Source organism: Pseudomonas sp. GW821-FHT11D10 (assembly GCF_058808435.1).
In genome coordinates, this window is record NZ_JBXARR010000007.1 from 30833 (window position 1) to 49169 (window position 18337).

General features: G+C 62.2%; 20 protein-coding genes. 13 read left to right on the forward strand and 7 right to left on the reverse strand.

Annotated features, from left to right (window positions below; genetic code table 11):
* From AC1RT4_RS20365 to AC1RT4_RS20375, 3 genes are all read left to right on the forward strand, one after another.
* Complete coding sequence (locus tag AC1RT4_RS20365; protein ID WP_480400950.1) at positions 1-1452, forward strand: efflux transporter outer membrane subunit; 1452 nt, start codon at positions 1-3, stop codon at positions 1450-1452.
* A 130-nt stretch (positions 1453-1582) separates the two neighbouring features.
* Complete coding sequence (locus AC1RT4_RS20370) at positions 1583-1948, forward strand: ArsR/SmtB family transcription factor (protein ID WP_007953843.1); 366 nt, start codon at positions 1583-1585, stop codon at positions 1946-1948.
* 74 nt (positions 1949-2022) lie between these two features.
* Positions 2023-2580: a chorismate--pyruvate lyase family protein gene (locus AC1RT4_RS20375; protein WP_493087421.1), complete on the forward strand. Its 558-nt coding sequence runs from the start codon at positions 2023-2025 to the stop codon at positions 2578-2580.
* 51 nt (positions 2581-2631) lie between these two features.
* Here AC1RT4_RS20375 and AC1RT4_RS20380 read toward each other — a convergent pair whose 3' ends face one another.
* From AC1RT4_RS20380 to AC1RT4_RS20400, 5 genes are all read right to left on the reverse strand, one after another.
* Positions 2632-2907, reverse strand: a complete 276-nt coding sequence (locus tag AC1RT4_RS20380) for a helix-turn-helix domain-containing protein (protein ID WP_007953837.1) — start codon at positions 2905-2907, stop codon at positions 2632-2634.
* A 59-nt stretch (positions 2908-2966) separates the two neighbouring features.
* Positions 2967-3476, reverse strand: coding sequence for a flavin reductase (locus AC1RT4_RS20385; RefSeq protein WP_007953834.1), 510 nt, complete (start codon positions 3474-3476; stop codon positions 2967-2969).
* 146 nt (positions 3477-3622) lie between these two features.
* Entirely contained in the window at positions 3623-4000 is a 378-nt protein-coding gene (locus AC1RT4_RS20390; protein ID WP_493087423.1) for a MerR family transcriptional regulator, read from the reverse strand.
* A gap of 51 nt (positions 4001-4051) precedes the next feature.
* Entirely contained in the window at positions 4052-4630 is a 579-nt protein-coding gene (locus AC1RT4_RS20395; RefSeq protein WP_493087425.1) for an NAD(P)H-dependent oxidoreductase, read from the reverse strand.
* Positions 4631-4672: 42 nt separating this feature from the next.
* Positions 4673-5554 (reverse strand): LysR family transcriptional regulator, encoded by an 882-nt coding sequence (locus tag AC1RT4_RS20400; RefSeq protein ID WP_493087427.1) that lies wholly within the window; start codon positions 5552-5554, stop codon positions 4673-4675.
* A gap of 82 nt (positions 5555-5636) precedes the next feature.
* On the opposite strand from AC1RT4_RS20400, the gene AC1RT4_RS20405 reads away from it, so the two are divergent.
* A complete protein-coding gene (locus tag AC1RT4_RS20405; protein WP_493087429.1) occupies positions 5637-6401 on the forward strand; it encodes a sulfite exporter TauE/SafE family protein in 765 nt (254 codons plus the stop codon).
* Here the strand turns inward: AC1RT4_RS20405 and AC1RT4_RS20410 are convergent.
* Entirely contained in the window at positions 6391-6705 is a 315-nt protein-coding gene (locus AC1RT4_RS20410) for a putative quinol monooxygenase (protein WP_102687323.1), read from the reverse strand. The genes AC1RT4_RS20405 and AC1RT4_RS20410 overlap by 11 nt on opposite strands.
* A gap of 204 nt (positions 6706-6909) precedes the next feature.
* Here AC1RT4_RS20410 and mdaB point away from each other — a divergent pair, with 204 nt between their 5' ends.
* From mdaB to AC1RT4_RS20445, 7 genes are all read left to right on the forward strand, one after another.
* Complete coding sequence (mdaB, locus tag AC1RT4_RS20415) at positions 6910-7500, forward strand: NADPH:quinone oxidoreductase MdaB (protein WP_085701350.1); 591 nt, start codon at positions 6910-6912, stop codon at positions 7498-7500.
* 60 nt (positions 7501-7560) lie between these two features.
* On the forward strand, positions 7561-8472 hold the full coding sequence (locus tag AC1RT4_RS20420; protein WP_192563425.1) for a LysR family transcriptional regulator: 912 nt from the start codon (positions 7561-7563) through the stop codon (positions 8470-8472).
* A 103-nt stretch (positions 8473-8575) separates the two neighbouring features.
* Positions 8576-9469 (forward strand): NAD-dependent epimerase/dehydratase family protein, encoded by an 894-nt coding sequence (locus AC1RT4_RS20425; RefSeq protein ID WP_493087432.1) that lies wholly within the window; start codon positions 8576-8578, stop codon positions 9467-9469.
* 249 nt (positions 9470-9718) lie between these two features.
* On the forward strand, positions 9719-11068 hold the full coding sequence (locus AC1RT4_RS20430; protein ID WP_085608174.1) for a GntP family permease: 1350 nt from the start codon (positions 9719-9721) through the stop codon (positions 11066-11068).
* 15 nt (positions 11069-11083) lie between these two features.
* Positions 11084-11944 carry a MurR/RpiR family transcriptional regulator gene (locus AC1RT4_RS20435; RefSeq protein ID WP_007953817.1) on the forward strand — a complete coding sequence of 287 codons (861 nt, stop codon included), beginning with the start codon at positions 11084-11086 and terminating at the stop codon, positions 11942-11944.
* 1 nt (position 11945) lies between these two features.
* Positions 11946-13403 (forward strand): D-aminoacylase, encoded by a 1458-nt coding sequence (locus tag AC1RT4_RS20440; RefSeq protein ID WP_493087435.1) that lies wholly within the window; start codon positions 11946-11948, stop codon positions 13401-13403.
* A 117-nt stretch (positions 13404-13520) separates the two neighbouring features.
* Entirely contained in the window at positions 13521-13889 is a 369-nt protein-coding gene (locus AC1RT4_RS20445; protein ID WP_007953815.1) for a glyoxalase superfamily protein, read from the forward strand.
* Here AC1RT4_RS20445 and gliR read toward each other — a convergent pair.
* Entirely contained in the window at positions 13886-14914 is a 1029-nt protein-coding gene (gene gliR, locus AC1RT4_RS20450; RefSeq protein ID WP_493087438.1) for an AraC family transcriptional regulator GliR, read from the reverse strand. The genes AC1RT4_RS20445 and gliR overlap by 4 nt on opposite strands.
* Positions 14915-15125: 211 nt before the next feature.
* Between gliR and AC1RT4_RS20455 the strand changes: the two genes are divergently transcribed.
* Complete coding sequence (locus AC1RT4_RS20455; protein ID WP_493087440.1) at positions 15126-16721, forward strand: FAD-binding oxidoreductase; 1596 nt, start codon at positions 15126-15128, stop codon at positions 16719-16721.
* A 5-nt stretch (positions 16722-16726) separates the two neighbouring features.
* Positions 16727-18322, forward strand: coding sequence for a glycerol-3-phosphate dehydrogenase/oxidase (locus tag AC1RT4_RS20460; protein ID WP_493087442.1), 1596 nt, complete (start codon positions 16727-16729; stop codon positions 18320-18322).
* The last annotated feature ends 15 nt before the right edge of the window (positions 18323-18337 follow it).

Sequence of the window (18337 nt, forward strand, 5' to 3'; positions counted from 1 at the left end):
ATGCATTCGATTACACGTTTGATGCTGGCGCCGCTGGCGGCGTCCATCCTGTTGGCGGCGGGTTGTGTGAACTACGCCGGGATCGATCATCAGGGCAAGTTGCTGGCGGTTGGCGATGCGCCGTCCGACAGCCTGAAAGACAAGCTACCTCCGGCCCAATGGCCGCGCGCGGACTGGTGGACGTCGCTGGGCGATCCACGTCTGGGCGCGCTGATCGAGGAGGCGTATGCCAGCAACCCGGACTTGCAGGAAGTCGCTGCCCGGGTGGCCAAGGCCAATGCGTTTCTCGACCTGCGCGATGCCGAGCGTTATCCGGAAATGGACGCGTCGGCGGGTGTCACTCGCGGTCGGCTGTCGCGCTTCGAGGATTACAGCGGCGAGGGTCACAAGTACTTCACCGCACGCAATCTGGCGGTGAATTTCAGCTACACCTTCGACCTCTGGGGCGGCCAGCGTGCCGCCTGGGAATCGGCGCTCAACAGCGCAAGAGCGGCGGAAGTCGATCTGCAATCGTCGCGGCTGATTCTGGCGACCAACGTGGTCAAGGCCTATAACCAGTTGGCTTATGCGTGGCAGGTCTCGGAGCTCAATCAACGGGATCTCGAACGCCTGAGCAAACTGGTGGACCTGACGGATTCACGTTACGGCTCGGGCCTCGACAACCTGTCGCAACTCAAGCAAGTGCAGAGCCTCAAGGCGCGTTCGGAATCGACGCTGATCGGCGCCAACGAAGACATTGAGATCGCTCGTCTTCAACTGTCGGCGCTGATCGGCAAGGGCGTCGATCGTGCGCACACGCTTGAGCGGCCATCGAATCTGCAAGCGAGTGTGGTGGCTTTGCCGGCGCAGTTGCCGGCTCAACTATTGGGCCGTCGTCCGGACATTGTCGCTGCACGCTGGCGTGTGGAGGCCGAGACCAAGAACGTCGAGGCGGTGAAGACAACGTTCTACCCGAACATCAACCTGGTAGCGGCGGCGGGTTCCCATGCGCTGACCGGTGATGCGTTGTTCGCCGGGGTCAGCAAGTTCTGGAATGTGGCGCCGACGGTGTCGCTGCCGATCTTCGATGCCGGGCGTCTGCGGTCGGATCTGAAGGCCGGCAATGCCGAGCTCGACAGCTCCATCGCGCAGTACAACCGAGTGCTGAATTCGGCCCTGCACGAGGTGGCGATTTCGGTGACTCAGCTGCGTTCTTTCGAGCAGCAGATCGTCGTGCAGCGCGATGCCTGTTCGATTGCCCAGTCCTCTTACGATCTGTCGCAGTCGCGCTACAAGGCCGGGGAGGACACGTTCCTCGATGCGCTGAACATCGAGCAGCAATTGATCCAGGACGAAATGCGCCTGGCCTTCCTCAACAGCAAGCACATCGACAGTTCGGTTTCGTTGATGGCGGCGCTGGGCGGCGGCTTCCAGGCGCCCGCGCTGGAGACAGCGCAGAGCAGCGATTTGTAGTTGTTTTGCGGGACGCCGCCCTCGGGGCGGCTGTCGCGGGGAAAAAGCATCTTGTGTATAGTCTTACTGTTCTCGTATAGACGAATACAAGCCGGATTTTTCCCGCCTATATCATCAAGGGTACCTACCTATGAACGTCCCGAATCATCCCAATCAGGATCAGATCCTTCTGGAAAATGTGCTGAACGCATTGGGAAGCCCGCTACGCCTGACCGTGTTGAAAGTGTTGTCCGATGGCCAGGAACATCCATGCGGCCGGATCCTCAAGGGCGCATCGAAGTCGACCATGACTCACCACTGGCGGGTTCTGCGCGACAGCGGTCTGATTTGGCAGCGCCCTTACGGTCGGGAAAACCTGCTGTCCCTGCGTCGCGAAGACATGGACGTGCGTTTTCCGGGATTGCTCGACTCGCTGCTGTCGGCGGTCAAGACCGATGAACAGACCATCAGCGTCATCAGCAAACACGAAGTGACCGAAGAAAACGGAGCCGAGTGACAGACACCGCCGGTGAAGGGTTGGCCTTCCACGGCAACCAACAATTCATCATCACCAGGAAGGTGTGAGCGGGTATGGATACAAGTCATTACTGGTCATCGCGACCGCTGTCGGAATTGACCGGCTCCGAGCATCACTGGCTGTTTTTGCCCGGGGCACTGACCCCACGTTTGAAAGCCATGGGCGATTATTCAATCGAAGTCGTCGAGCAGTCCCATGGCCCGCTCAATCCTGAAGAAGCGCAAGCGCTGAACGTGCCGCCGGCCACCCTCGGCTGGGTGCGCGAAGTGGTGATGAAGCTTGATGGCGAGGCCTGCGTCACCGCGCGCAGCCTGACCAGCGTGCCGGCACTGAATGGCGACTGGGCGGATCTGAACGGCTATGGCCGTCGACCGCTGGCCGAGATTCTCTACACGTCGGAACAGACCCTGCGCGAGCCTTTCCAGTGCGCCTTGCTGTCCCCCGGCGCACCGCTGGCGGCGCTGTCCTATCGCTTCGCGCCACAGGCCAAACGTCTGCTGGCCCGGCGCTCGCGTTTCACCCGCAATGGCTCGGCGCTGCTGGTCTGCGAGTGCTTTTTGCCTGCCTTCTGGGCTCGGGTTGAATACGCTCAGGCGCTCAAGTCGGCCTGATGAAAAAAACCTGCGGGAGTGAAATCCCGCAGGTTTTTTTTCGCCGGTTTTTCAGAGCCGGATCACCGCTTCGATCTGCTTGATGGCCGGCGTCAGCGCCTGCGCCAGTTGCTCGGCTTTCGAGGTCGGGCGCATGGTTCTCGAAGAACGCAGAAATAACGGATCATCGAACCGCTTGCGCAACCGTGCCAGCGATCCGCTGATGGCGGGTTGTTTGACGTGCAGGCGCTCGGCCGTGCGTGACACGCTGCGTTCGCGGAACAGCACCAGGAAAATGATGATCAGGTTCAGGTCGATATCCGCGAAGTTGTCTTCATTGAATAGCATGGTTACATCCCTGTCATGACCCGCCGGCCAGCGTCAGCCGAGGCCGGCGGGTGTCTGGATCACTGCTCGGGTGCCAGGCGCAGTTCGTCGTTCAGACGGTAGTAACTGCGGTTGAAATAGACCAGGCCTTCCGTGGCCTCGCTGTGTTGCTGCAGCTCGAGGATTTCACAGTAGAAGATGCTGTGAGTGCCGACCTCGTCGACCTTGCTGACCCGGCAATCGAGGCTGACCAGCGCTTCTTCGATCACCGGCGAACCGGTCTTGAGGGTCTGACAGTTCACGCTGGAAAAGCGCTCCTGCATGCTCAACTGCCGATTGGCGAACGCGCCGGACGTCGACTGGTGGTCGCCGGTCAGGACGTTCACGCACAGCACGCCATTGGTCTTGAAATGCTCGTGATTGGACGACGAGCGATTGACGCACACCAGCAACGTCGGAGGTGAATCCGTCACGCTGCACACCGCCGACGCGGTAAAGCCGAAACGCCCCGCAGGGCCATCGGTCGTGACGATGGTGACGGCACTCCCCAGCATCGCCATTGCATTACGAAACTCCGTTGAATCAACCATCGCGTCACCTCATTCCATGTAGGTTTAATGGAGCCGATCCGTTCTTCCTTGTCCGTTGTCGTTGTGCGAAAACGGGTATCGGGCAACACGTTCGCTCTGGTGATATAGTACGTATGTATACGTACCTTGCAAGCTATTCCTTGTGCTTATTTTGCGCTCGATACGCTCGACAGGCATTGCTGCTGCGCGTGTTCAAGACTGGCCTCCAGCGCGCTCAATTCCTCTTGCTGTCGGCTGAGTTTCAGCAGTTGTGCGGCGATTTCCTTTTGCTTGTCGGCAATCGCGCGGCGGGCCTTTTCATAAGGCGTCAGTTCGGGCTGGCCGGCAAAGATCGCCTGCAATTCCCTGAGGCGAAAACCCAGCGCCTGCGCGCATTTGATAAAGCTCAGCAGTTCGACCGTCTGCGGGTCGTAGACCCGGTATTTGCCCTGGCGCGGGGCCTCGGGCAGCAGGCCGATCGACTCGTAATGGCGGATGGTTTTGATCGTGGTTCCCGAACGCTGTGCGGCCTGGCCGATGTACATGTGCAAATCCCTTTTCTCCGTCAGCGGGCCCGAGCACCAATAGCGGAAAACTCAATGGCGGGCAATCGATCCGGCCTGCTTCAGCCAGGTTTCGCGCTGATGGTCGCTGGCGCCGAGCACCGGCCCGAAGGTCAGCGTCCGGCGTGGTTCGATACCGCAGAACGCCAACGTGTTCCTGCGCACTTCATGCAGGCCGGGCATGCGATAGATCCAGCGGTAATACCAGGGCGGGGTGTCCATGGTGACCAGCAAATGGGCGCTGCGACCTTGCAGGAGTTTGTCGGGAAATGCTTTGCCCTGGCGGTACTTGAACGCGAAGCCGGGGAGCAGGACCCGGTCGAAAAAACCTTTGAGCAGCGCCGGAATCCCGCCCCACCAGATCGGGTAGACCAGCGTCAGGTGTTCGGCCCACAGGATGTCGGCCTGGGCCTGTAGCAGATCCGGTTCAAGGACCTGGGCTCGGCTGTAACCGTCGCGCAGGACCGGGTCGAAGTCGAGTTGGCCGAGGGACAGTTGCCGCACCTCGTGCCCGGCCTCGCGGGCCGATTCCAAGTAGCGTCCGGCCAGTGCCGCACAAAAACTTTCGCTGGATGGATGGCCGAGAATCAACAAAATCCGCTTGCCCATCATGACTGCCCCTGAGGAAGAAACCCCAAGGATAAAGTCTGCCCCTCAGGGCAGAGTCAAGGCGTCGAGCAAGGCGCGGGCATAAGCGGGGAGGGCGGCGAAGTCGCGGGCGCACAGCAACAGTTTGCGCCTGGCCCAGCCTTCATTCATCGGCAGGGTCTTGAAGGCTTGCGGCGCGGCGCGCTGAACCGCCGCCAGCGGCACGATACCCAGACCGGCACCTCGGGCCACCATGCGCATCACCCCGTCGAAACCATCGGCGCGGATACGGATCTGCATCCGCGAGCCGCTGTGCAGGGCCTGTTCTTCCAGGTACACCGCCAGTGCGCTGTCGGCGTGCAGCCCGACGAAGTCGTGGCGCAGGGCGTCGCTGAAGCTGACTTCGCTCGCGTCAGACAGTGGATGTTCCAGGGGCAGAATCAGCACCAGTGGATCATCGCGAAAGGCTCGGGTCTGCAAGTCGGTGGTGTCGATCGCGTCGGACACAATGCCCAGATCCGCCGCACCCTGACGCAAGGCATGGGTGATGCGGGCGCTGGGCAGTTCCTGCAGATCGATGTCGAGGTTTGGATGCTCGCGCAGGAAATCCGCCAGCACCTCCGGCAGGTATTCGCTGAGCGCCGTGGTGTTGCATAGCAACCGCACCTGACCTTTGACGCCGCGCGCATATTCGGCCAGATCCTGTTGCAGACGTTCGGCCTGTTGCAGCATCACCCGCGCATGTTGCGCCAGGGCTTTGCCGGCCGGCGTCGGCGTGACACCACGGCGCCCGCGCTCCAAGAACTCGGTGCCCAACGACGCTTCCATCGCCCGGATCCGCGCACTGGCCGCCGCCAGCGACAGATGACTGCGTGCGGCGCCGGCGGTGATGTTGCCGCTGTCGAGGATGTGCAGGTACAGGCGCAGGTCGGTGAGGTCGAAGTGCATCGGTCGTGACTCTTGCTGAGAGAGAGGCTGCCTCAGTGTATGACAGATTTTCAGTTCACCCGCGCAGGCGCACAGTATCGCCATGAACGCACTCGCAGATTTCTATCAAAACCTCGGTCTGGCCCTGTCATTGCTGGTGATTGCGACCTTCGTGGTCGCCGGCATGATCAAGGGTGTGATCGGTCTTGGCCTGCCCACCGTTGCCATGGGTTTGCTCGGTCTGGCTATGGCACCGTCGCAGGCTGCGGCGTTGCTGATCATTCCGGCGACCCTCACCAACGTCTGGCAACTGGCGTTCGGCGGGCATTTGCGGGGGCTGGTGAAACGCTTGTGGCCGATGCTGCTGGCGATCTTCTTCGGCACGGCGGTCGGCACCTTGTGGATCGGCATGGCGGGCGGGCACTGGGTGGTGCGCGGACTTGGCGCGGCATTATTGCTCTATGCGCTGAGCGGATTGATCCTGCCGACGCTGAGTGTCAGCCGCCGCCATGAACTGTGGCTTGGCCCGCTGTGTGGCGTGATCACCGGCGTCATCACTTCGGCCACTGGTGTGTTCGTGATTCCCGCCGTCCCGTATATGCAGGCCCTTGGCTTGAGCCGCGATGAACTGGTGCAGGCGCTGGGCCTGTCCTTCACCGTATCGACCCTGGCACTGGCCGGTGGATTGCTCTGGCGCGGGTCGCTCGGTGGCGCGGAACTGAGCGCCTCGCTGCTGGCGCTGATCCCCGCCGTGCTCGGCATGCTGCTCGGCCAATGGCTGCGCCAGCGCATCAGCGCCGTGCTGTTCAAGCGAGTGTTCTTCATCGGTCTGGGCGCGCTCGGCGCCCATTTGCTGATCAGCGGCTAGCGGACGATGCGCTGAGCATTTCAATCGGGCGGATATCGAAATCCCGCTCCAGATACTCCATGCGCTGGGCCAGAAACTGCTGCATGTGCGGCAGGTTCGAGTGCACGTCCAGATGCGCCTGGCTTTCCCAGATCTCGTAGAAAATGAACAGGCTCGGGTCTTCCTTGTCGCGCAGCATGTGGTACTCGATGCAGCCGGGTTCGGCGCGGCTCGGCTCGACGTAGGCGCGGAAAAACGCTTCGAAAGCCTCGGCTTTTTCCGGGCGGGTCTTGGCGTGCAGGATAAAACCCTGGCGTTCGCTCATCGCAAAAAAACTCCATTCAGATTCAGATGGCGGCCAATCCTAAGGCAACAATCGGCATTCGATTCGTGCGTTTTACTCAAATGAATTTTGCGCAACCAGTGCTTATTCCGCGCGAGGCGGATCGCTAATCTGCCGCCATTCAATTTTTCCCCTTCTCCATCCAGCGCTCTGCGCTGCGTATCGGAATCCGATCGAGGCTCTCCCATGAAAAAAGTGCTGTTGCTCAATGGCGGTAAAAAATTCGCCCACTCCGACGGTCGCTACAACACCACCCTGCACGAAGCGGCGCTGAGCGTGCTGGATCGCGGCGGTGTCGACGTCAAGACCACCTTCATCGACGAGGGTTACGACATCGCCGAAGAAGTCGCCAAATTCCTCTGGGCCGACGTGATCATCTATCAGATGCCGGGCTGGTGGATGGGCGCGCCGTGGACCGTGAAAAAGTACATCGACGAAGTCTTCACCGAAGGCCACGGCAGCCTCTACGCCAGTGACGGTCGCACCCGTTCCGACGCGTCGCAGAAGTACGGCAGCGGCGGTCTGATCCAGGGCAAGCAGTACATGCTGTCGCTGACCTGGAACGCGCCGCAGCAGGCGTTCGATGATCCGACCGACTTCTTTGAAGCCAAAGGCGTGGACGCCGTGTACTTCCCGTTCCACAAGGCCAACGAGTTCCTCGGCATGACCGGCCTGCCGACGTTCCTCTGTGTGGACGTGATGAAACGCCCGAACATCGAGGCCGACGTGGCGCGTTACGAGCAGCATCTGACCGAGGTGTTTGGCCTCAAGGCCTGACGCTCGGCTACTATCGAAGGCCTGAGCTTGCGCAGCAGGCCTTTCGATTCGAGGACACCCGTGAAAGCCAGATCCGATGAGTTGCAGATTTTCGTCTGCGTGATCGAATGCGGTTCGATCTCCGCCGCCGCCGAGCAGGTCGGACAGACGCCGTCGGCGGTCAGCCGCACGCTGTCGCGGCTGGAAGCCAAGCTCGACACCACGCTGATCAACCGCACGACCCGGCGCATGGACCTGACCGAAGAGGGCAAGTATTTCTTCGAACAGGCCAAGCTGATCCTCGACCAGATGGACCAGCTCGAAGAGCGCCTTTCTTCCCGTCAGCAGACGCCATCAGGGCGACTGCGCATCAACGCCGCGTCGCCGTTCATGCTCCACGCCATCGTGCCGTACATCGACGAATTCCGGCGGCTGTATCCGGACATCCAACTCGAACTCAACAGCAACGACCTGATCATTGACCTGCTGGAACAAAGCACCGACGTCGCCATCCGCATCGGCACACTCGCCGATTCGACGTTGCATGCCCGCTCGCTGGGTTGCAGTCCGCTGTTGATCGTCGCCAGTCCTGCGTACCTTGAGAAGCACGGCGCGCCGCTGGAAGTGGCCGATCTGAGCGAGCACACCTTGCTCGGCTTCACCCAGAACGAAGGCCTCAACCAATGGCCGCTGCGTTACGTGCACGGCGACCGCTGGCCGATCACCCCGGCGATCAGCGCCTCCAGCGGCGAGACGGTTCGCCACCTGGCGCTGGAAGGCCAGGGCATCGCCTGCCTCTCGCATTTCATGACCATCGACGACATTCGTGCCGGGCGCCTCAAGGTGTTGCTGGCGGAATTCAACAGCGGTTATCGCCAGCCGATCAACGCGGTGTACTACCGCAACTCGCAGCTGGCGCTGCGCATCCAGTGCTTCCTGGATTTCATCCAGAGCAAACTGGCGGCTTACGCCAGCGCCGATTTCAAAGGCTGATTCGTGATCCCTGCGCAACAGTGAATTGGTTGAGGGCGGGTTTTTCCACAGGACTCGCCGGTCGATACTCGTTGCATCACTTACTCACGCAGGGAGTTTCTCCATGAACGTATTCGTCACCGGCGCTGCCGGTTTTATCGGCGGCTCCATCGCCACCGGTCTGGTCCAGGCCGGCCACACCGTCACCGGTCTTGTGCGTAGCGCCGAGCAGGCCAATGAGCTGAAAGCACTGGGCATCACCCCGGTGATCGGCACCCTCGACGACAAGGCACTGCTGGCCGAACAGGCCCGCGCCGCAGACGCCGTGATCAACGCCGCCAGCAGCGACCATCGCGGCGCGGTCGAAGCCTTGCTCGATGCCCTGCGTGGCTCGAACAAAGTGTTCCTGCACACCAGCGGTTCGAGCATCGTCGGCGATGCGTCGGGCGGCAAATCCAGCGACGTCATCTACTTCGAAGACAACCTGCCGGAGCCGACCGTCGACAAGGCCGCACGCGTGGCCATCGACAACCTGATCCTCGCCGCAGCGAAGGACGGCGTGAACTCGGCCGTCATCTGCAACACCCTGATCTACGGCCACAGCCTGGGCGTCAATCGCGACAGCGTGCAGTTGCCGCGCCTGTTGAAACAGGCGCGCAAAAGCGGCGTGGTGCGTCACGTCGGCACCGGCCAGAACATCTGGTCCAACGTGCACATCGAAGACGTGGTGTCGCTGTACCTGCTGGCCCTGACCAAAAACGTCCCGGGCACCTTCTACTTCGTCGAAAGCGGTGAAGCGTCGTTCATCGACATGACCACCGCCATGGCCCAGGCCCTGAACCTCGGCCAGCCACAAGACTGGCCACTGAAAGACGCCGAAGCCGAGTGGGGCTACGAAATGGCCAACTACGGCCTCGGTTCCAACAGCCGCGTACGCGGCAAACACGCCCGCGAACTGCTGGGCTGGGCGCCGAAGCGCACGTCGGTGGTTGAATGGATTCGTAACGAAATGGTGTGAGTTCACGCTGAAAAGGTGACGTCCCCGAGACCGGTGGAAGCAAGCTTGCTTGTTTTCACCGGTTTTTTTGTGCCCGAGGGACATGAAAATCCCACCCCTCGATTTTCATTATTCGCGACAAGACATATCCAAAAACGACAACCCTTATCCCTCCACGAAAATTACTTTCACTTCGTTTGAAAACTCGATCTAGAAATGATTTATGAGTTTCACAACCCATTCGAACGTGACCCTTTCGAGGAGTACCGCATGACACCGTCCTTCGGCTATTGGCTGCTGGTGTACGCCGCCGTTGCCATCATCGCCCTGATCGTTCTGATCGCCCGTTACCGGCTCAATCCGTTCATCGTCATCACCCTGATTTCCATCGGCCTGGCGCTGGTGGCGGGGATGCCGCCGTCGGGCGTGGTGGGGGCGTATGAGGCCGGGGTGGGCAAGACGCTGGGGCACATTGCGCTGGTGGTGGCGCTGGGGACGATGCTCGGCAAGATGATGGCCGAGTCCGGCGGGGCCGAGCAGATGGCACGCACGCTGATCGAGCGCTTTGGCGAGAAAAACGCGCACTGGGCGATGGTGTGCATCGCGTTTCTGGTGGGGCTGCCGCTGTTTTTCGAAGTCGGTTTCGTGTTGCTGGTGCCGATTGCCTTTACCGTGGCGCGGCGGGTTGGCGTGTCGATCCTGATGGTCGGCTTGCCGATGGTCGCGGGGCTGTCGGTGGTGCATGCGCTGGTGCCGCCGCACCCGGCGGCGATGCTGGCGGTGCAGGCTTATCAGGCGTCGGTCGGGCAGACCTTGCTGTACGCGATTGCCATCGGTATTCCGACAGCGATCATTGCCGGCCCCCTGTACGCCAAATTCATCGTGCCGCGCATTCAGTTGCCGGCGGATAACCCGCTGGAAAAGCAATTTCTCGAACGCGAACCCCGCGACAGCCTGCCGGGTTTCGGCATCACCATGGCGACCATTCTGTTGCCGGTGGTGCTGATGCTTATCGGCGGCTGGGCCAACCTGATTTCCACGCCGGGCAGCGGTTTCAACCAGTTCCTGTTGTTCATCGGCAACTCGGTGATTGCGCTGTTGCTGGCGACGCTGTTGAGTTTCTGGACGCTCGGCATAGCGCAGGGTTTCAACCGGGAATCGATCCTCAAGTTCACCAACGAATGCCTGGCACCGACCGCCAGCATCACCTTGCTGGTGGGCGCCGGTGGCGGTCTGAACCGGATTCTGGTGGACGCCGGCGTCACCGATCAGATCGTTGGCCTGGCTCACGAATTTCACCTGTCGCCGCTGATCATGGGCTGGCTGTTCGCCGCATTGATGCGCATCGCCACCGGTTCGGCCACCGTTGCCATGACCACGGCTTCCGGCGTGGTCGCGCCAGTGGCCATCGGTCTGGGTTATCCACACCCGGAACTGCTGGTGCTGGCGACCGGCGCGGGCTCGGTTATCTTTTCCCACGTCAACGACGGCGGCTTCTGGTTGATCAAGGAATACTTCAACATGACGGTGGCCCAGACGTTCAAGACCTGGACGGTGCTGGAAACCCTGATCTCGGTTGTCGCTTTTGCCCTGACCGTCGGTCTTTCTTACCTGCTGTAGTCGGAGTTTTCCGCCATGGACATCCTTTATCAGATCCGCGCCCGTCAGGATTCCTTCAGCGCCGGTGAAGGACGCATCGCCCGTCTGATGCTCGACGACGTAGGATTTGCCGCCTCCGCCAGCCTCGAAGAACTGGCGCAGCGGGCCGAAGTCAGCACCGCCACGCTGTCGCGCTTCGCCCGCACCGTCGGTTGCCGCGACCTGCGCGACCTGCGCCTGCAACTGGCCCAAGCCAGCGGCGTCGGCAGCCGTTTCCTCGACCCGGCGGGCACGCCCGAACAGTCGGCGTTTTACGGGCAGATCGTCGGCGATATCGAAACCACGCTTCGCCAGCATCTGGCGGCGTTCGACGAGTCGCGCTTCGCCGATGCGGTGAAACTGCTGGGCCAGGCGCGGATGATCCACGCCTTCGGCATCGGCGGTTGCTCGACCCTGTGCAGCGATGAGTTGCAAGTGCGGCTGGTGCGTCTCGGCTACCCGATTGCGGTGTGCCACGACGCGGTGATGATGCGCGTCACCGCCGCCAGCCTGAGTGCCGAGCAGGTGGTGATCGTCTGTTCGCTGACCGGAATCACCCCGGAGTTGTTGGAGACCGTGGCGCTGGCGCGCAACTACGGCGCCCGGATTCTCGCCATCACCCGCGCCGATTCGCCGCTGGCGGAACTGGCCGATATCGTCCTGCCGCTACAAGGCGCCGAGACCTCGTTCATCTATAAACCGACGGCGGCGCGCTACGGCATGCTGCTCGCCATCGACGTGCTGGCCACCGAGCTGGCGCTGGCCAATCCTGAAGACAATCAAGAACGTCTGCGGCGGATCAAACTCGCCCTCGACGAATACCGTGGCGGCGACGATCACCTGCCGCTGGGAGACTGACATGCTGTACGACACCCTGATTCGCAACGCCCTGGTCATCGACGGCAGCAACAGCCCCGGTTACGCCGCCGATGTGGCGATCCTCGATGGCCGCATCGCGCGCATCGGTGACTTGGGCGACGCCCGCGCCACCGATGAAATCGACGCCGCCGGCCGCGTGCTGGCGCCGGGCTTCATCGACGTGCACACCCATGACGACACCGTGGTGATTCGCCAGCCACAAATGCTGCCCAAGCTCAGCCAGGGCGTGACCACGGTGATTGTCGGCAATTGCGGGATCAGTGCGGCGCCGGTCAGTTTGCGCGGCGATCCGCCGGATCCGATGAACCTGCTCGGCTCAGCGGCGGCGTTCGTCTATCCACGTTTCAGCGATTATCGGGCGGCGGTCGAAGCGGCCAATACCACGCTGAACGTCGCGGCGCTGGTCGGGCACACGGCGCTGCGCAGCAATCATCTTGATGATCTGTTTCGCACCGCCACCGACGTTGAAATCAGCGCGATGCGCGAGCAGTTGCGTGAAAGCCTGGAGGCGGGTGCCCTCGGTTTATCCACAGGTCTGGCCTATGCGAGCGCGTTCTCGGCGTCCACCGATGAAGTCATGCAACTGACCGAAGAACTGAATGCGTTCGGCGCGGTGTACACCACGCATTTGCGCAGTGAGTTCGAACCGGTGCTGGAGGCGATGGACGAAGCGTTTCGCATCGGACGTCACGCCCAATCGCCGGTGATCATTTCCCATCTCAAATGCGCCGGTGCCGGTAACTGGGGCCGTAGTCCGCAGTTGCTTGCCTCGCTGGAAGAGGCGGCGAAAACTCACCCGGTCGGCTGTGATTGCTATCCGTATGCGGCGAGTTCTTCGACCCTGGATCTGAAGCAGGTCACCGACGCCCACCGCATCACCATCACCTGGTCGACGCCGCATCCGGAAATGGGCGGTCGCGACCTGATGGACATCGCCGCCGAATGGAACCTGTCGTTGCTCGACGCCGCCAAACGCCTGCAACCGGCGGGCGCGGTGTATTACGGGATGGACGAGAACGACGTGCGCCGGATACTTGCTCATCCGCTGTCGATGGTCGGCTCCGATGGCCTGCCGGAAGACCCGTTCCCGCACCCGCGTCTGTGGGGTGCTTTCCCTCGGGTGCTCGGACATTTCAGTCGTGATGTCGGGCTGTTTCCGCTGCACACTGCCGTGCACAAGATGACCGGTCTGTCGGCGGCGCGTTTCGGCCTGAAAGAAAGGGGCGAGATTCGTGAAGGACACTGGGCGGATCTGGTGCTGTTCGACCCGGCGACCGTGCGTGACGTGGCGGATTTCAACGACCCGCAACGCGTCGCCCAGGGCATCGAGGGTGTGTGGGTCAATGGTGTTTTGAGTTACCGCGACGGTCAGGCCAACGGCCAAAGACCAGGGCGGTTCCTGGCGCGCCAGGGCGATCTGCGCGACGGCTTTCGTTGAATTTTGCTGACTGCGTCACGGTGATGGCACATTGCAATTAAAGAAAGCCATCACCAAGCCGAATTGCTGACATCCACCCCGGCTACACTCTGGGGCCAATCAGTCAGGGAGCAACCCATGAGCTTCGGCAAAACCACCCCGATCCTGCGGATTTTCGATGAAGCCAAGGCCGTGGAATTCTACGTCGACTTCCTCGGCTTCAAGATCGATTGGCAGCATCGTTTCGAACCCGGTTTCCCGTTGTACCTGCAAGTCTCGCGCGGCGAGTGCGTGCTGCATTTGTCCGAACACCACGGCGATGCAACACCGGGTTCGGCCCTGCGGATCGAGACCGATGAGTTGGAGGCGTTCCAGCAGCAGTTGGTCGCCAAGAACTACAAGTTCTCGCACCCGGGCATCCAGGCCATGCCGTGGGGCAGCCAGGACATGACCATCGCCGATCCGTTCGGCAATCGTCTGGTGTTCACCAACGCGATCAGCCTCTAACTGTCATTCGCTACCCGGTGAGTCTGCCGAAACTCGCCGGGCGGCATGCCGCGTCGGCTCTTGAAGGTGCGGTGAAACGAGCGCGGTTCGGTGAAGCCCAGATATTGGGCAATGTCCTGAATCGGCAAGGTGCTGTTGAGCAGGTAATGCTCGGCCAGTTCCTGGCGCAGTTCATCGAGGATCTGCTGATACGAAGTGCCGGCCTGATGTAACTGGCGTTGCAGCGTACGCACGGACACGGCGAGATGTTCAGCCACTTGTTCCTTGCGCGGCAGACCTTCCTTGAGCAACTGGCGCAGGATGCTCTTGACCCGCTGTTCCAGCGACGCATCCTCCAGCGTCGCCATCAAACTCTGCGCGTGTTCTTCCAGCGTGCGCAGCAAATGTGCATCGGCCTGGCGCAACGGCAACTGCAAATACGGCAACGGCACGACCAGCGCTGAATACGGCTGATGGAACAGCACCGGGCACTCAAAAAACTGTTCGTACTGCGCCAGCGTCGTGTCCGCCGGGATCGAGTGTTCCAGCCACACGGCGGCCGGTGACAACTGGGTGTCGGCAATCCAGCGTGCATATTGCAGCCAGGAACCGAGTACGTTTTCCACCAGATGCCGGCGAATCCGCGGGCGCTCAAAGCGGCAGCTCCAGATCAGGTGCACGTGGCTGTCGTGCACCTCGGCGCGGCTGACGCCCATGTCGCCCACCAGTTTTTCGAACGGCATGATGCGGCTCATGGCGTCGCCCAGTGTCGCGCAATTCATGGTGATGTAGCCGAGCACGCTCCAGGAGTTGGGCAGGACGAAATTCGCGGCGTTGAGGCCGAACAACGGATCGCCCGAGTGCTCGCAAAAGTAGTCGAGCAACCGCTCATGGGTTTCACCCGGCAGGCGCAGACTGTTGTCGCTCAACTGCTGCGCCTGCAACCCGGCCGCCGCTAACGCAGGCTCGATGGCCAGGCCCAGATGTTCGGCATGGCGCAGGTATTTGAGCAGCGGCGGAACGGAGGTGAAGCCGAGCGATTGCATGACCGAATTCCCTTGATCGAGGCCGCCACGGGCGGATGAGCGCCCTGAAAGGTAATTTGAATCCACGACTAAAGTAAATGGCTAACGCTTGCGCGACGTTTGACTCAATTGGCTACTCGAACTGGCCGGATGCGACCGTGACACTTTCGGCCGGCTGACTAGTATGAGGGCCTGAAATCTCACTGATCAGACTGCACAGAAGGACACACGCATGCGACGCTGGAACGGCTGGGGAGATGCAACCACGGTGGTCGAACTGCCGGCCCAGGGCGCAAGTTTTCTCCATGAGCGACTGGGGGAGGGACGCGCGCTGCCCGATGCGACGCTTGAAGCGGCGCTGGCCCGCGTGCCGGTCTCGCGGCTGGCGGAACACGCGTTGTACAGCATCGATGCCCATGACCGTCTGCTGCATGCCCGGGGGCAGAGCCTGCCGGACTGGCTGGCGTTGCGCGAAGGCGCGCTGGGCAACTATCCCGACGCCGTGGCGTTCCCGGAAACCGCCGAGCACATCCGCCAGTTGCTGGCGCTCGCCCAGGCGCAGGACCTGTGCCTGATTCCCTACGGCGGCGGCACGTCGGTGGCCGGGCACATCAACCCGCCGGACTCTGCGCGGCCGGTGGTGACGGTGTCGCTGGCGCGGATGAGCCGCCTGATCGACCTCGACGAACAAAGCCTGCTGGCGACTTTCGGCCCCGGCGCCAGTGGCCCGCAGGTGGAAAGCCAACTGCGCGCCCGTGGCTACACGCTGGGGCATTTCCCGCAGTCGTGGGAGTTGTCGACGCTGGGCGGCTGGGTGGCCAGTCGTTCCAGCGGTCAGCAGTCGCTGCGCTATGGGCGGATCGAGCAACTGTTCGCCGGCGGAACCCTGGAAACCTTTGCCGGACCGCTGCATATTCCAACCTTCCCGGCCTCGGCAGCCGGCCCTGATCTACGCGAAGTGGTGCTGGGTTGCGAGGGGCGTTTCGGGATCATTTCCGAGGTCAAAGTGCGGGTCAGCGCGCTGCCGGCAGATGAGCGTTTCTACGGCGTGTTTCTGCCCAGTTGGAGCAAGGCGCTGCAAGCCATTCAGCAACTGGCGCAAGCGCGGGTGCCGCTTTCGATGCTGCGCCTGTCCAACGCGGTGGAGACCGAAACCCAATTGGCGCTGGCCGGCCATCCGCAGCAGATCGCCTGGTTGGAGAAGTACCTGAACCTGCGCGGCGCGGGGCAGGGCAAGTGCCTGCTGACCTTCGGTGTGACCGGTAATCGCAAGCAGAACTCGTTGTCCCTGAGCCAGGCCCGTCAGCATCTGAAGGCATTCGGCGGTGTGTTCACCGGCACGCTGCTGGGCAAGAAGTGGGCGCAGAACCGCTTCCGTTTTCCCTACCTGCGGGAGAACCTCTGGAACGCCGGTTACGTGGTCGACACCCTCGAAACCGCCACCGACTGGAGCAACGTCGACAACCTGCTCAACCGGATCGAAAACAGCCTGCGGGATGCCTTGGCGGCCGAGGGCGAACGGGTGCATGTGTTCACGCACTTGTCCCACGTCTACGGCGAAGGCTCGAGCATCTACACCACCTACGTGTTTCGCCCGGCGGCGGACTATCCCGCGACGCTCGCTCGCTGGAAGGCCCTCAAGCACGCGGCCAGCCAGACCATCGTCGACAACCACGGCACCATCAGCCACCAGCACGGCGTGGGCAAGGATCACGCGCCTTACCTGCCGCGCGAAAAGGGCGCACTGGCGATGGACACCTTGCAGGCGTTGAGCCGGCACTTCGACCCGGCCGGGCGTCTGAACCCCGGCACGCTGTTGCAGGAGTGACGGCGATGAGCGCGGACTGGAACGCCGAATGGCGCCAGCAAATCCTGCCGACATTGGCGGGTGAAACCTGGGATTTGATCGTCATCGGCGGCGGCATCAGCGGCGCCGGCATCCTGCGTGAAGCCGCACGCCGTGGCTGGCGTTGCCTGCTGCTGGAACAGCGTGATTTCGCCTGGGGCACGTCCAGTCGTTCTTCAAAAATGGTCCACGGCGGTTTGCGCTACATCGCCAAGGGCCAGTGGCGCCTGACCCGCGATTCGGTGCGCGAACGCCAGCGTCTGCTCGACGAGGCTCCGGGGCTGGTGGAGCCGATGAGCTTCATGATGCCGCACTATCGCGGCGGCTTTCCCGGGCCGCGAGTGCTGGGTGGTCTGCTGTCGATCTATGACGCATTGGCCGGGCGCCGAGACCATCGCTTCCATGACGCGCAGCAACTGCGATATCTGGCGCCGGGCGTGAAAGAACATGACCTGCTGGGCGGCACCTGTTTTGTCGATGCGCTGACCGATGACGCGCGGCTGGTAATGCGCGTGTTGAGCGAAGCACGGGCCGACGGCGCGGTGGTGCTAAACGGCGTGCGCGTCGAACATCTGCTGCGGGAAAACGGGCGGGTGTGCGGGGTTCAGGTCGAAGATTGCGAGGCCGGCGCTTCAATGCAATTGCGTTGTGGTGTGCTGGCGGTGGCCACCGGCGCCTGGGCCGAACGCCTGCGTTCACCTGAGGCGTCGCGTCAGTTGCGCCCGTTGCGTGGCAGTCATTTGTTGTTGCCGGGCTGGCGCTTGCCGGTGGCGCAGGCTTTCACGTTTATGCATGAGCGGGATCGGCGTCCTGTGTTCGTTTTCCCGTGGGAAGGCGCCACGGTCGTCGGCACCACCGACCTTGATCACCGGGAGAATCTGGACCAGAGCGCGAGCATCAGCACCGAAGAACTCGACTATCTTCTGGCAGCCTGCCAACAGCAGTTTCCCGGCGCTGAAGTGACAACGGCCGACGTGCTTTCAACCTGGTCCGGCGTACGCCCGGTGGTGGGCAGCGCGGCGGGCGAGCATCAAGACAAACCCTCGAACGAAACCCGTGAACACGTGCTGTGGCAGGAGCCGGGTTGCGTCACGTTGTCCGGCGGCAAGCTCACGACGTTCCGCCCGCAAGCCATCGAAGTGCTCAAGGCCTGCGCCGACATGCTCGGCCGTTCTTTCGAAGACGATGCCGCGCCGGTATTTGCCGCCGTGCCGCCACTGACAATCCCCGGCCTCAGCCCCGGTCAGTGGCGACGTCTGGCCGGGCGACATGGCCGGGACTTGCCAAGGCTGGCGCAACTGCTCACCGAACTGGGCCATGAAATGGTGGGCGCCACCGACACTTTGTGGGCAGAACTGGCCTTCGCCTGCGAAGCCGAAATGGTCCTGCACCTGGATGACCTGCTGCTGCGCCGAACCCGTCTCGGCCTGTTGCTGCCCCGTGGCGGCGCGGAGTATTTCCCGGCCATTCGCCAACTCTGCCAGCCACGGCTGGGCTGGGACGACGAACACTGGCAACAGGAACAGCAACGCTATCAGGCGTTATGGCAACGCCATCACGGCCTGCCGGAAATCGCGCAGTGATGCCCCTCGAAGAGA

Bases quoted from the DNA above. Each gene is read 5' to 3' on its own strand.
- AC1RT4_RS20365 (WP_480400950.1), top strand. From the start codon at position 1: ATGCATTCGATTACACGTTTGATGCTGGCGCCGCTGGCGGCGTCCATC.
- AC1RT4_RS20370 (WP_007953843.1), top strand. From the start codon at position 1,583: ATGAACGTCCCGAATCATCCCAATCAGGATCAGATCCTTCTGGAAAAT.
- AC1RT4_RS20375 (WP_493087421.1), top strand. From the start codon at position 2,023: ATGGATACAAGTCATTACTGGTCATCGCGACCGCTGTCGGAATTGACC.
- AC1RT4_RS20380 (WP_007953837.1), bottom strand. From the start codon at position 2,907: ATGCTATTCAATGAAGACAACTTCGCGGATATCGACCTGAACCTGATC.
- AC1RT4_RS20385 (WP_007953834.1), bottom strand. From the start codon at position 3,476: ATGGTTGATTCAACGGAGTTTCGTAATGCAATGGCGATGCTGGGGAGT.
- AC1RT4_RS20390 (WP_493087423.1), bottom strand. From the start codon at position 4,000: ATGTACATCGGCCAGGCCGCACAGCGTTCGGGAACCACGATCAAAACC.
- AC1RT4_RS20395 (WP_493087425.1), bottom strand. From the start codon at position 4,630: ATGATGGGCAAGCGGATTTTGTTGATTCTCGGCCATCCATCCAGCGAA.
- AC1RT4_RS20400 (WP_493087427.1), bottom strand. From the start codon at position 5,554: ATGCACTTCGACCTCACCGACCTGCGCCTGTACCTGCACATCCTCGAC.
- AC1RT4_RS20405 (WP_493087429.1), top strand. From the start codon at position 5,637: ATGAACGCACTCGCAGATTTCTATCAAAACCTCGGTCTGGCCCTGTCA.
- AC1RT4_RS20410 (WP_102687323.1), bottom strand. From the start codon at position 6,705: ATGAGCGAACGCCAGGGTTTTATCCTGCACGCCAAGACCCGCCCGGAA.
- mdaB (WP_085701350.1), top strand. From the start codon at position 6,910: ATGAAAAAAGTGCTGTTGCTCAATGGCGGTAAAAAATTCGCCCACTCC.
- AC1RT4_RS20425 (WP_493087432.1), top strand. From the start codon at position 8,576: ATGAACGTATTCGTCACCGGCGCTGCCGGTTTTATCGGCGGCTCCATC.
- AC1RT4_RS20430 (WP_085608174.1), top strand. From the start codon at position 9,719: ATGACACCGTCCTTCGGCTATTGGCTGCTGGTGTACGCCGCCGTTGCC.
- AC1RT4_RS20435 (WP_007953817.1), top strand. From the start codon at position 11,084: ATGGACATCCTTTATCAGATCCGCGCCCGTCAGGATTCCTTCAGCGCC.
- AC1RT4_RS20440 (WP_493087435.1), top strand. From the start codon at position 11,946: ATGCTGTACGACACCCTGATTCGCAACGCCCTGGTCATCGACGGCAGC.
- AC1RT4_RS20445 (WP_007953815.1), top strand. From the start codon at position 13,521: ATGAGCTTCGGCAAAACCACCCCGATCCTGCGGATTTTCGATGAAGCC.
- gliR (WP_493087438.1), bottom strand. From the start codon at position 14,914: ATGCAATCGCTCGGCTTCACCTCCGTTCCGCCGCTGCTCAAATACCTG.
- AC1RT4_RS20455 (WP_493087440.1), top strand. From the start codon at position 15,126: ATGCGACGCTGGAACGGCTGGGGAGATGCAACCACGGTGGTCGAACTG.
- AC1RT4_RS20460 (WP_493087442.1), top strand. From the start codon at position 16,727: ATGAGCGCGGACTGGAACGCCGAATGGCGCCAGCAAATCCTGCCGACA.